The organism is Acetanaerobacterium elongatum (genome assembly GCF_900103835.1).
Classification (GTDB): Bacteria; Bacillota; Clostridia; order Oscillospirales; family Ruminococcaceae; genus Acetanaerobacterium; species Acetanaerobacterium elongatum.
Genome location: NZ_FNID01000033.1, coordinates 20,561 through 32,879 on the forward strand (window position 1 = coordinate 20,561; position 12,319 = coordinate 32,879).

Sequence of the window (12,319 nt, forward strand, 5' to 3'; positions counted from 1 at the left end):
AAATATCGTATTCTATTTGTTGTAAATACCCTTTTCTATCTTGGCAACCTCAAGCTTGGCGTTCTTCAAAAAATCTTTTCGCCACTCCTCCAGGTTGTCGGTAAAGTCGGTGCTGATAAATTTGTCTATCATCGCAATCCCCAGTTCGGGCGCTACTATCCATCCGCCCATGGTCATAATATTGGCATCATTGATGGCACGGCATTTTTCAGCGCTGTACACACTCTCACAGGCTACGGCATATACGCCCTCATACTTGTTGGCAACCACAGCCATACCTGCGCCGGTGCCGCAGATCAGAACACCCCTTTTGTATTCCCCCGACTGAATTTTTTTTGCCAGCACAGGAGCAACCAGATAGTAGGGCTTTGGGGCGTCGATGCTTTGTGTGCCGCAATCCTCCACCTCATAACCCAGCTCTGTCAGATGCGCTTTCACAGCCTCTTTGAGCGTAAAGCCGGACTTATCGGAACCGATGACAATCTTTTTCATGGTATGTTCTCCCCCTTAGTCGCTTAAGTTCTTTTCCGTACCACAGCTTTTTGAGCAGCTGCAGCAATATCAACGGCTTTCAGACCATACTTTTCTTTCAAAAACTCTGTGGAGCCAACCTCGCCGAAGTGATCCTTCACACCCACGCGCTGCATGGGCACCGGCAGATTTTCCACCAGACACTCGGCTACAGCACTGCCCAACCCATTGAGAACGCTATGGTTCTCAGCAGTAACCACGCAGCCGGTTTTGGCGGCGCTTTCAAGCAGAAGCTCGGTATCCAGAGGCTTTATGGTATGGATATTAATCACCTCTGCGTCAATGCCATTGGCAGCCAATAGCTCAGCAGCATCCAGCGCTTCAGCGGTCTCAATACCGCTGGCCACAATGGATACATCCCTACCCGGACGCAGGATAATGCCCTTACCCAGCTTAAACGCACAACCGTCCTCAAACACCTTAACGGCGGCGCGGCGAAGCAAGCGAATATACACCGGCCCCGGATGTGACACAATCTGAGGGAATGCGGCACGCAGTTGGGCGCTGTCAGTCGGTTCAAACACGAGCATACCCGGAATATTGCGCATAATGGCAACGTCTTCCATACTCATATGGGTGCCGCCGTTAAGCTCGGCAGTCACGCCGGGATCACTGCCCATAATCTTAACGTTCAACCCGGCATATGCCACAGATAAGGTCACCTGATCGCAGCAACGGCGGGTGGAAAATGGCGTGAATGTGTGTGTGAAGGGAATCTTGCCCATGGCGGACATGCCTGCAGCTACGCCGATCATGTTGGCCTCCGCAATCCCGATGTTGAAGGTGCGCTCTGGAAACGTTGCTGCAAACCGGTTCGTGCCGGCTGCTTTCATCAGGTCGGCTTCCAGAATCACGACATTTTCGTTGTCCTGTGCCGCCCGAATCAACTCGTCTACATAAGTTTCTCTCAGCCATCTGTTCTCCAGTTCCATTTATGCTTCCTCCCCTTCCAGCTGCTCCACCGCTTTTTTCCACATCTCCTCAGTGATGGTCATGTTGTGTGAGGCAAGCAGATTATCCGCGAAAAAGGCACCCTTGCCCTTAATGGTATTCAGCAAAATCATTGATGGCCTACCCTTAACCTTCTGTGCGTTGTCGATTGCGTGAGTAATTTGTGCCACATCGTGACCATCCACCGATTGCACATACCACCCGAAGGAACGCCATTTCTCATCCAGCGGGTACAAGCCGTTTTCGTCTTCTATGTAGTTGTCCAGTTCCATTTTGTTGTAATCGGTGAAAGCAATCAGATTATCCAGCCTGCGGCTGCCCGCCAGCATAGCTGCTTCCCAAATCTGGCCTTCCTGGCTTTCGCCGTCGCCGATGATGGTGTAAACGTAAAGGTTCTTTTTATCCAGCTTTGCGGCCAAGGCCATACCGGTGGCAGCAGAAAAGCCCTGCCCCAGGCTCCCGGTGGTCATGTCGACGCCGGGCGTTTTCTGCATATCGCAGTGGCTCGGCAGATTGGTGTTGGGGCGGTTGAGAGTTTCCAGCCAATCCATGCCAAAGAAGCCGCGCAGTGCCAGTGTGGCATATACAGCCGGTCCGCCGTGGCCCTTGGAAAGCACAAACCGGTCACGATCCTCCATTTTGGGATTGGCCGGGTCTATTTTCATTTTGTCGAAGTAGAGCACTGCCAAAACCTCCGGCAAAGACAGGCTGCCGCCAATATGTCCGACGCCCAGTTTACCGATGCATTTAATGGTCTCGATACGAATCTGGCGAGCCTTTTCGGTAATCTCTTGTAATTTTTTTTGCAAAGTTGTTCTCTCCTTTTGGGTTCAATTACAGAATGGAGCGCAGGAGTGCTTCCACTGTTTTCTGGTTCATATCGGCGGGGGTCAGTTGGATAATGGCGGCGCTAAGGCCAACTTCGGCAATATGCGGAATATCTTTTTCCTGCACGCCCAGCTCGTGCAGACGCACCGGCATGTTCATGCTGCGCATCAATGCTTCCACTGCATCGGCAAATTGTTCCACGCTTTCATAGCCCAGATAATGCACCAGCGAGTTCATCTTTTGGGCTTCGTACTGGCTGCTCACCCGAATAAACGCCGGCAGCGTGATGGAGCAGGCTGTGCCGTGGCTTGCCCCGAACTCGGTAGTCAACGGGAAGCTCAGGGCGTGAATGCCGGTTGTTCTGGTCTGGCTGAAGGAAATGCCTGCCACTAAGCTGGCCACAATCATAGCACTGCGTGCTTCACAATTTGAAGGGGTGTCGTAGGCGGTCTTGATATTATCTATAATCAGCTTCAAGGCACCCATGGAAAGCATGTCACACATAGGCAGAGCATTCTTGTTCCAGTAGGCCTCGATGGCGTGACAGAAGGCATCCATTCCGGTGGAGGCCGTAACGGCCGATGGCAGCGTGTAGGTCAGCTGCGGATCGATCATTGCGATGTCGGGCCAGAACTGATTATTCACCATAGGCATTTTAATGTGTGTTTTACGGTTGGTGAATACGCCAACATTGGTCACCTCACTGCCCGTGCCCGCCGTTGTAGGAATGCAGACCAGCTGAGTAGTGCGACTTTCCAGTACACGGGTACCACCGCTGTAGTAGTCGTAAATACTTCCGGGGTTCGTAACAAGGCAGGATACAATCTTGGATACATCCAGTGAACTGCCGCCGCCCAAACCAATCACGCAATCAGCCTTACTCTCCCGGGCAACTGCCGTTGCAGCATCCACACTCTCGCAGGAGGGGTTGGGCTCGATGTCGCTGAAGTAGGTTACTGTCTTGCCTGCAAGGGTATCACCAATCCTCTGCGCTGTTCCGTTCTTATACAAAAACGGGTCGGATATTATAAGTACGCTGCTTCCTTTGATGTACCTGCCCATCTTCTGGGTAAGACCATTTTCAAAGAGAATCTCTGTGGGCATATGAAATTTAAACTGTTCTTGCATGTTTTCCCGCCTTTCGCTATTCAACTTTGGCTTTGGCCGGTTTTACCTTTGCCTTGCCCTGTTCCACAATAATACCTGCTGCACCGCCTAACACCACAACCATTCCCACCAGCTGGCTTAATTTCATCGTTTCCCCAAACAAGAAATAGGAGAGGAAGGTTACCACAATGGGCATCAGCAGCAAGAATACTTTCACTAGCCACACCTCATATTTGCGCAGGTTGTTATAGTAGACTATGTACACCAGCGTCTGCCCTACGGACCCCAGCAGCAGCGCCACTGTAACGTAGTGGTTCTCGCCCAGTTTTTGCAGTTGCCCAATTTGCCCCGTAAAGCTTGCAAATATGGTGAAGTAAATCATGGTGATGAAGTTGTTGTAATAGGCCACTACATTGTCGCTAACCGGATTGCGTTTGTCGTGCTGCACGCTTTTAATGACAAATGCATTAATAGAGACAAACAGCGCGCTAAGCAGGAAGAACAGGTTGCCGGCACCGCCCAGCTTCATGTTGCCAAAGTCGATTCCCAGCACCAAAACCACACCCGCCAGCATTACCAAGGTATACAGCCAGTCTTTTTTACTGAAATGATATTTGTACACCACAACCGAAATAAGGTTTACAAACAGAATGTCAGATTTGAGCAGCACCGTACCAATGCCTGCCGGGCAGAGCGTCAGCCCGAGAAACGCTGTTGCATCCAGCAGAAAGCCCAGCGTACCAATCAACAGCAGCCGCGGCCAAACATAACGGATATCCTTAAGGGTTCCAAACTGCTTCTTTGCAAGAATAATAATGGTAAGAAAGATCATGGTGACGAAACGAATCACAATGCCTACCGAAAACAATGACATATGCGCCACTGAAGCATTGAGTGCTACATAATAGCCGCCCCAGATAACGGGCAGAATGAGGAGTGGCGCAATCGCTTTGCCTTGCATAATAAACCGCTTCCTTTTTTATTGGCTGTTTGTTTTCCTTGTACTGTGCGTTGAAGCAGAAAATATACTACAAAGCTAATTAATCAATTCAATTAATTATTTCTTGCCGTTATACTCCTCTTCTCGCTTCTATAGAGTCTTATTGCCCAGCATTTTTATGAGCACACCCCGTAAGGCTCCAAAAAACAACGCTACAGGTTAGACTATCCTGCAGTTTGCCCAGCGGAGTTGCGATGTTCCAATTAAAGGCGTACAAAGCAGAATACGCTGCTGTGCTGTAAAGTGAAGTTTTAACTATTGAATTTAATGATTATCCGACACCTTGATGAGCGTTTTGATAACATCCTGCGCATTGTTACCGGTATATTGGAAAGCTTCATCACTCTGAGAAAAGGGGAACTCGCGTGGAGCAATCCCACTTAAATCTATTTTGCCGGACGATACCGCTTCGATTAGCAGCGGATAGATATTGCGATAACGGAACACCGGCCGGATATCTACTTCACGACGGGAAATTTCCAAAAAGCTATAGGGCACTTCCTGACTGATATTTCCCACAACAGTAATAACTCCGCCGCGTTTCACATACTTCCATGTATCCACCATGGTATAGGAGCTGCCGGCAGTCTCGAACACAATGTCACAGCCCTGACTGTTCGTGGCCTCCATCACTATCTGTTCCAAATCCTGATTCTTGGGGTTTACCACAATGTCTGCGCCAAACTGTTTGGCCTTGCTTAGGCGGTTATCCACCAGATCAGAAATGATAATCTTAGTTGCACCCAAAGCCTTGGCGGCAAGCAGCGTCATAATGCCAATGGTGCCGCTGCCCAAAATGCATACGCTCTTACCCATGGTAACGCCCCCGCGCTTGGCTGCGTGCATCCCCACGGCCAAAGGTTCCAGCATGGCACCTTCCTGTAGGGTCATGCTTTCCGGCAGTTTAAAACACATATCCGCCGGGTGTGTAAGATAATTCTTCAGTGCGCCATTGTAGGGGGGTGCCGCCATAAACCGCATATCCGGGCACAGATTGTATAAGCCGTTGCGGCAGAATTCGCACTTGCCGCAGGGCACGCCAGGCTCCAGCGCCACACGGTCGCCTACGGCTAGCGTGGTTACTCCTTCGCCCAATTGCGCTACATAGCCGGAGCATTCATGCCCCAAAACAAAGGGGAATGGCGCAACCCTTTTGCCTATACGGCCGTGCTGATAAAAATGCATATCCGAACCGCAGATACCGCAGTACTCAATCTTTACCACTACTTCTCCGGGCGCGGCTATCGGCATAGGCTCCACGGCCATCTCAATTTTCTGCTCAGCAATGAGCTGGGCAACACGATTCTCTTGATTTTCCACGATACAAATCCTCTTTTCATTTTTGCGAGATCGGTGGATTTGCCACCCGTCTTTTGCTTTACCACCACTTGATCTGCGAGGTAACATATTCACGCAGTTTCACAAACTCCGGCGAAGCAATATCACGCGGGCGAGGCAGGTCGATTACCAGTTCCTCCTTGATAGTGGTCGGCTTTTGCGAAAGAATCAGGCATTTATCGGCCAGATATACCGCTTCCTCTACGTTATGCGTAATAAAAATAACCGTAGAGCCCGTGGCTTTCCATAGCTTGATTACTTCATCTTCAAGATAGTAGCGCATTTTAATGTCCATCTGGCCATAAGGCTCATCCATCAAAAGCAGATCAGGATGCATGGCAAAACTGCGGCCAATAACGATACGCTGCACCGTGGAGGCAGACAGCTGATGCGGATAAGAGTTGCGTACCTTCTCCAACCCCAGAAGGCCTAAGATTTCCTCGGTACGCTCCTTGATGAGCGCCTCAGGGGCTTTTTTCAGTTCCAAACCGTAACGGATATTTTTTTCCACCGTCAACCAAGGGAGATGGGACGGGTTTTGAAAAACAAAACTCAGGTTATGCTTTTTAGGGTCTGCAGGCTCGCCGTCAACCAGAATTTCGCCAGATGTCAGCGGGAACAAACCCACCAGACACTTGAGGAAGGTGGTTTTTCCGCACCCGGTTGGGCCAACGATGCAGACAAAGTCGCCCTTTTTAATGTCAAAGGACACATCATCAAGAACCTTCAGATCACCGAAGCACTTTGTTAGATGCCGGACCTTGACTTTTAGGTTTTCGTTTTCACTCATCTATTTGTTCCTCCTGATTTCACAGTACCAGGTCCGTGTTGTTGACAATTTCGTTGCGCAGCTTAAGGAAGGCAACGTCTGTATAATTGCGGGGACGAGGCATCTCCGGTACGTATTCCTTTTTTACGCCGGTAGGATGACCGCCCAGCAGTATAATCCGATCGCCAAGATAAATGGCCTCTTCCACGTTGTTGGTTACAAATATAACAGTACGCTTATCCTGCTCCCACATACGCAAGATTTCATCTTCCATGGAGTAACGCGTCTGTGCATCCAGTGCACCGAATGGCTCATCCAAAAGCATAATGTCAGACTCTGTTGCATAGGCACGGGCTATGCCCACACGCTGCTGCATACCGCCGGAAAGCGCCTGCGGCAACGCATTTTCAAACCCCTGCAGACCCACCAGTTCAATGTATTTTTGCGCAGCCTGCTGGCGTTTCTCTTTAGGGGTTCCCTTAAACTTCTGGTTCACCTCTACGTTGCCCATAACAGTTTTCCAAGGGAACAGCGCATAGCGTTGGAATACGATGCCCAGATTGCCCATTTCGGGGCGGCCGTCGGTAAATTCAACCTCACCTTCGGTGGGCTTATCCAGATCTGCCATGATGTTCAGCAGAACTGTTTTGCCGCATTGGCCTGGGCCAAGCAAAACAAGAAACTCATTTTCCTTTACGGTAATATTAATATTCTTCAGTACCTCAACAACCTTATTCTTCTGATAAAAGGTCTTGGAGAGGCCGCGAATAATTATTTTGTCTTTTTGAACTGCCATGGGCACAGCACTCCTTCCATTTTCGAAAGAAACGTCGAAAGCAGCGCACTCACGATACCAATTGCAAGCATGCATACTACGATCAATGCGGTATCACCGCTTTCCTGACCACGAACAATCAGGAAGCCTACACCTTGGCGGGCTGCGATCATTTCGGCGGCAACCACGCACATCCAGCCACTGGAAAGTGCTGTGCGGATGCCGGCCAGGATGGCGGGGATGGTAGCGGGGAATGCCACATCAATCAGCAGTTGGCGGCGGTTGGCACCCAACGCCTTGCCCGCGCTGATCAGCAACGGATCGATAGCACGAATACCGGCACTGGTATTCAGCACAATGGAGGTGAATGCGCCAATAAATACGATAACGATTTTTGCGGTTTCTCCAATACCGAACCAGATGATAATCATCGGAATCCACGCAATAGGAGGAATGGGACGGATAATTTCAAACAGCGGCCCAAAAAATGCGTTGAACTTAGCGCTCCAGCCAAGCCCTATACCCAACGAAATACCGATGGTTACCGCGAATACAAATGCAATCAACACGCGGCGAAGGCTGACCCAAATATGCACTGGCAGCGTAGCCTTGGAGATTGGTGCCGACATTACTTCAATAAAGCGGGTGAAAGTGGCCGGAGGGGTGGGAAGCATGGTGCCTTCCATATGTGAAACCGCCACCCAACCCACTACAAACAGTGCCAGCGCAGACACGGAAAGCAGCCCATAGAGAACCTTTCTTATTTTATCATTCATTGTTTAGTACCTCCACGGTGCGACTTTCTTTTCAAACAAGCTAAGAACCCATCCCATTAATGCGCCCACGATGCCAATGGTAATCATGCCAACCAGAATGATGTCGGGGCGAATGAGGTTACGTCCGATTTGAATCATATAGCCCAAGCCCTCGGTGGAAGCCAACATTTCGGCTGCAACCAGTGTGGACCATGAGGCAGCCAGCGAAACGCGAACGCCGGTAAACACCATGTTCATAGAAGACGGGATGCAGATAGTGGTGAATATCTGCCATCGTGTTGCACCGTAGGTTTGCGCCACGTCTATCAGGGTTTGATCTGTTAGCTTAATACCCAGATAAGAGTTTACCACGCAGGGTACAAATGCCGAGATGAAAATGATGAACACCTTTGCCTGAAAGCCAATGCCCAAAGTAAGGATAACAATAGGAATCCACGCAATCGGCGGGATAGGACGAATTACTTCAAACAGCGGCGTAAAGAAAGAGTCCATGGCTTTGTAATAGCCCATCACCAGCCCCAGCGGTACGCCGACGACAACAGCCAAAATAAAGCCAAAGAGAGAAAGCTTGATGCTGGAAAGGAAATGCACAAACAGGGTTGAGCCATCCGGCTTTGTATTGTACAGCTTATAGATGAGTGTCTGAACCACCTTAGTCGGTGTGCAAAGGTTTCTCTCTGAAATGATGCCCACTCGTACTACAATCTCCCATATTCCAAAAAACAGCACCAGGCCTAGGATAGTCAAAATCAATAGCTGACGTTTTTGATCTTTTTTCTTATTATCCATAAGTTCACCCAATCTGTTGTTCTAACCTGTTTTTTCTACTTATAGGCAAGAGGAGCATATGCCCCTCTTGCCTGAGATGTATTTAGTTGAGCTTAATACCGCGGCGCGCGCACAGTTCTTCTACGAAGCTGCTGTCAATAAAGTTACTGCTCATCAGCTTCTGCTTGCCGCTTTCTTCAATTGTACCAGTGTACACAAAGAAGTCCATCAGAGCCTGCATTGCGATGTCTGCCTTACGTTTGCCAACATCGCCCTTGTACCAATCCACCCAGGTTTGCAACGTAGGCAGCGGACGGTTTGCAGCACACTTAGTCGCAACCTCCAGTGTCTGCTTTACGCCGTTTTCATCGCCTACATCCTTCATAGCCTGACCGTAGGCTGTTAAATCTGCACCGTATTTTTCACATTCGGTGATATAAATGTCTAAGTATTCCAACAGTTCGTCATGCTTTTCTTTAATGGCTTTTTCAGAAGCAACGATAACGGTGGGCAGGTCTGCGCCGGTAGCTTCACTGGAGGATATCTTCTTCCAGCCTTCAGCCTCTGCATCAAAGCCCTGGGGATCCCACAGGCAAACGATGTCGGCTTCGCCGGCCTTAAACGCTGTAAATGCCTGCGGAACACTCATATCAATGAGCTTTATGTCACTTGTGGTTAGCCCTAACGCCTTAAGGGTTGCAACCAATGTAAAATGAGCGGTTGATGAGGTGGGGCACAGAACTGTCTTGCCGCGCCATGCATCGGCATTGCCATAAACATCGGGGTGATCTTTCACCTGGCCGGAGATCTTGGTGATTTCGCTATCCGGACGTGCCCAAATGGTAACAGCCTTGTTGTCTGTAGAGCCAAAGCCGATAACATGTACACCATAAGCGATACCGCCATTGATAGCAGGCGGTGAACCCATAGTGCCTACTTCCCATTCGTCTGCGCCCAGCGCCTCGTTCTGAGCAGCGCCGCCGGTGAACATGATAACATTAAAATCCATACCGGCTTCTTTAAACTTTCCATCCTTGATGCCCAGCCATGCCGGCAGGGTGTGGCTGTAAGGCTGACCGCTGGCAGTAAGGCTGCCAAGCTTTTTGGCCTTTTCTACAACGCCGGAGGATGTCGTACTGGGTGCTGCGCTGGATACTGTGCTGGATTCTGTCGTGCTGGATGCTGCGCCGGAAGAGCTGCACCCTGCAAGTACTCCCATTGCAAGAACAGCGACCATGCAGATGGCAACGAATTTCCGGAATCTGCTGTTAAAGATTTTTTTCAAGTTCTTTCCTCCCTAAAATTCATTATACTTCTAAACTTGTTTTCACAAATTTCGAATTCAATGTTTATAGCCTCTAGAAGCAAGTGAAGCAGACAAGCTAATTATTTAAAATGATTAACTTTCTGTCTAATCATAGTATACTGTTTAGTCCATATGACGTCAATCGACAATAAAGTCAATTAATTTTCTTAATAATTGTGCAATTTCACAACTAATATAAAATTTTGTTGTTTTTCCTCTTGCATATTACATCCAATGCTCCTATAATTTATTTAAGTAATACACTTAAATGCTCTGATGTAGCCATCATAATTAAAAGTTCTAACCAAGGTACCCCGTACAAGTGGAGGGCCGTGAACTGTAAGGAGTGTATCCCATGAAACCTGTGGGTGTTAACATGATAAATGTCAAGCAGATTAACCGCAAGTCTGTTCTGCAGCTGCTGTTGCGTTCCGGCCCGCTATCCCGCACCGACCTTGCCGCAGAACTGAACCTGACCACTGCTACCCTTACCTCCATTTGCAGCGATTTTTTGCAAAAGAGATTGCTCCTGGCTTCTAATAAAAGCAGAACGCAAACACTAGGCAGACAAAAATGTCCGTTAGAGATAAACCCCTCCTATAAGTATGTACTAGCCATCAGTTTGCACTACACCGGCCATGTGATTGCCATAACCAACCTTCTGGGTGATCCGGTCGCCATATCGGAATTCAGCCTGCCCCGTCCCTACACCGCCGTTGCCTTTCTAAAAGAACTTGCCAATACCTGTGTGCGTCTTTTATGGGAAAACAACATCCCCTGCGAGAAGGTATTGGGTGCAGGCGTAGGCATGATTGGTTCTGTCAATCAGGATAAGGGCATCAGCCTTCATCCGTTTAAGATCTTTGAGGAGGATCAGGTACCCATCCGCGATATTCTGCAGGCCGAGTTCCCCTTTCCGGTGTGTGTAGAAAACAACATGTGCGCCTACCTTAATGCAGAATATCTTTTTGGCAGCGCACAGGCCAGCAATGTACTGGCCATCAAATGGGGGCCCGGCGTAGGCTCCGCTTCCTCCATTGATGGGCAGATCTGCAAGGATCATCTGTATCATTCGGCAGAAGTTGGTCATACCTATTTTTATACTTCATCCAACCGGCTGTGCAAATGCGGCCGCAAGGGCTGCTTGGAAACAGGTGTTAATCTGGACCGATTTGTGGAAGTTATTCAGTCTCTGCTGCCGAACCAACCTGCTCTGCAGGCTGTACAGCAAAAATGTGGTGATCCCTCTTTTGAAAACATAGAGACCTATATTGGTGCCGATTGTACCGCCTTAACCGAGCAGATTCGGCCTTTGATTCACGACTTTGCCATCGGTGTTAGTAATGCTATTCAAGTATTTTCCCCCGATCAAGTCTTATTATTTGGTGTGCTGTTTGAATCGCCAAACATCGCTGAAACTTTTTTGAATGATATCCTGCAAATTAATCCATTGCTTTCACGCAAGCTATTTTGCAAAAGTGCATTGGGCTGGAGAAAGGAATACTTAGGGCCGGCGGCTACTGCCATCAATATTTTTTTGGTGGAAACCGGAGGAAATCTGCCGGAGTAACAGATTATGGTACCCCGCTTTGTTGGCATTTTTGAAAGAAACAGTCGGCGTACAAGCTTATGCATATTGCGGGGCACACCTCTGCTTCCACAATATTGATTTTCTTCCGCTCACAAAGCGTTCTTAATAACCTCCCTTTGCTTTTGTGCAGTTGCCAGACCGCACAAGAGTAAAGGGAGGTTTTATTGTCGGCCTCATCGGCAGTGGCCGTCTTTTGAACCACTCGCCGGGCGAGTAGTTTTCATAATACAAAAAGGAACGGCATAAAGCCGTTCACAGATTACTGACAAAACCCGCCCTTTTCCGGCGGGTTTTGTGTATGTAGGCAAAAATAGCAGGCAACGTTTTACGGATTGCATAATATCCCGGTTTGACAGGATATTTGCAATCTTTTTCATGTTCTGCACAGCAGCAGTGAGCAGGCATTGTTCCGCTGCTTTCGCAAGCCCGCGCATGCGGCAATAGCGAAGCCCATGCAGCTCTTTTGAATCTGCAAAACTTCGCTCGATTGTTTCTTTTCTTCTGGCGTATATCTTCTTGCCATATTCCGTATGGGTGAAAGCGTATGCTCTGTCCTTGTAATCCTCCCATACATGGCGG

General features: G+C 48.9%; 13 protein-coding genes. 1 reads left to right on the plus strand and 12 read right to left on the minus strand.

The window, feature by feature from the left end; all coding sequences use genetic code 11:
• Positions 1-12 precede the first annotated feature (12 nt).
• The 11 genes from BLR50_RS11330 to BLR50_RS11380 all read right to left on the minus strand — a co-directional run bounded on the left by BLR50_RS11330 (position 13) and on the right by BLR50_RS11380 (position 10,128).
• Positions 13-492, minus strand: a complete 480-nt coding sequence (locus BLR50_RS11330; RefSeq protein ID WP_092642241.1) for an RpiB/LacA/LacB family sugar-phosphate isomerase — start codon at positions 490-492, stop codon at positions 13-15.
• A gap of 23 nt (positions 493-515) precedes the next feature.
• Positions 516-1,463: a transketolase family protein gene (locus BLR50_RS11335; protein ID WP_092642244.1), complete on the minus strand. Its 948-nt coding sequence runs from the start codon at positions 1,461-1,463 to the stop codon at positions 516-518.
• Positions 1,464-2,291 carry a transketolase gene (locus BLR50_RS11340; protein WP_092642247.1) on the minus strand — a complete coding sequence of 276 codons (828 nt, stop codon included), beginning with the start codon at positions 2,289-2,291 and terminating at the stop codon, positions 1,464-1,466.
• A gap of 25 nt (positions 2,292-2,316) precedes the next feature.
• Positions 2,317-3,438 (minus strand): iron-containing alcohol dehydrogenase family protein, encoded by a 1,122-nt coding sequence (locus tag BLR50_RS11345; protein WP_092642250.1) that lies wholly within the window; start codon positions 3,436-3,438, stop codon positions 2,317-2,319.
• Between the two features lie 16 nt (positions 3,439-3,454).
• The gene (locus BLR50_RS11350; protein WP_092642252.1) at positions 3,455-4,378 is read right to left on the minus strand and encodes a DMT family transporter; all 924 of its coding nucleotides are present in this window, start codon (positions 4,376-4,378) and stop codon (positions 3,455-3,457) included.
• A gap of 303 nt (positions 4,379-4,681) precedes the next feature.
• Entirely contained in the window at positions 4,682-5,737 is a 1,056-nt protein-coding gene (locus tag BLR50_RS11355) for an NAD(P)-dependent alcohol dehydrogenase (RefSeq protein WP_242871753.1), read from the minus strand.
• A gap of 58 nt (positions 5,738-5,795) precedes the next feature.
• Complete coding sequence (locus BLR50_RS11360) at positions 5,796-6,545, minus strand: ABC transporter ATP-binding protein (RefSeq protein ID WP_092642255.1); 750 nt, start codon at positions 6,543-6,545, stop codon at positions 5,796-5,798.
• 19 nt (positions 6,546-6,564) lie between these two features.
• Complete coding sequence (locus BLR50_RS11365) at positions 6,565-7,320, minus strand: ABC transporter ATP-binding protein (protein ID WP_092642258.1); 756 nt, start codon at positions 7,318-7,320, stop codon at positions 6,565-6,567.
• A complete protein-coding gene (locus BLR50_RS11370; RefSeq protein WP_092642261.1) occupies positions 7,296-8,075 on the minus strand; it encodes an ABC transporter permease in 780 nt (259 codons plus the stop codon). The genes BLR50_RS11365 and BLR50_RS11370 overlap by 25 nt, the downstream gene beginning before the upstream one ends.
• A 3-nt stretch (positions 8,076-8,078) precedes the next feature.
• Positions 8,079-8,864, minus strand: coding sequence for an ABC transporter permease (locus BLR50_RS11375; RefSeq protein WP_092642277.1), 786 nt, complete (start codon positions 8,862-8,864; stop codon positions 8,079-8,081).
• An 82-nt stretch (positions 8,865-8,946) separates the two neighbouring features.
• Positions 8,947-10,128, minus strand: coding sequence for an ABC transporter substrate-binding protein (locus BLR50_RS11380; RefSeq protein WP_092642264.1), 1,182 nt, complete (start codon positions 10,126-10,128; stop codon positions 8,947-8,949).
• Positions 10,129-10,504: 376 nt separating this feature from the next.
• On the opposite strand from BLR50_RS11380, the gene BLR50_RS11385 reads away from it, so the two are divergent.
• The gene (locus BLR50_RS11385) at positions 10,505-11,719 is read left to right on the plus strand and encodes an ROK family protein (RefSeq protein WP_092642267.1); all 1,215 of its coding nucleotides are present in this window, start codon (positions 10,505-10,507) and stop codon (positions 11,717-11,719) included.
• A 194-nt stretch (positions 11,720-11,913) separates the two neighbouring features.
• Here BLR50_RS11385 and BLR50_RS14735 read toward each other — a convergent pair.
• The coding region (locus BLR50_RS14735) for a transposase (RefSeq protein WP_242871754.1) at positions 11,914-12,319 on the minus strand (406 nt) is incomplete at its 5' end.

Coding starts and splice junctions, on each gene's coding strand:
- BLR50_RS11330 (WP_092642241.1), bottom strand. CDS start 492: ATGAAAAAGATTGTCATCGGTTCCGATAAGTCCGGCTTTACGCTCAAA.
- BLR50_RS11335 (WP_092642244.1), bottom strand. CDS start 1,463: ATGGAACTGGAGAACAGATGGCTGAGAGAAACTTATGTAGACGAGTTG.
- BLR50_RS11345 (WP_092642250.1), bottom strand. CDS start 3,438: ATGCAAGAACAGTTTAAATTTCATATGCCCACAGAGATTCTCTTTGAA.
- BLR50_RS11350 (WP_092642252.1), bottom strand. CDS start 4,378: ATGCAAGGCAAAGCGATTGCGCCACTCCTCATTCTGCCCGTTATCTGG.
- BLR50_RS11360 (WP_092642255.1), bottom strand. CDS start 6,545: ATGAGTGAAAACGAAAACCTAAAAGTCAAGGTCCGGCATCTAACAAAG.
- BLR50_RS11365 (WP_092642258.1), bottom strand. CDS start 7,320: ATGGCAGTTCAAAAAGACAAAATAATTATTCGCGGCCTCTCCAAGACC.
- BLR50_RS11370 (WP_092642261.1), bottom strand. CDS start 8,075: ATGAATGATAAAATAAGAAAGGTTCTCTATGGGCTGCTTTCCGTGTCT.
- BLR50_RS11375 (WP_092642277.1), bottom strand. CDS start 8,864: ATGGATAATAAGAAAAAAGATCAAAAACGTCAGCTATTGATTTTGACT.
- BLR50_RS11385 (WP_092642267.1), top strand. CDS start 10,505: ATGAAACCTGTGGGTGTTAACATGATAAATGTCAAGCAGATTAACCGC.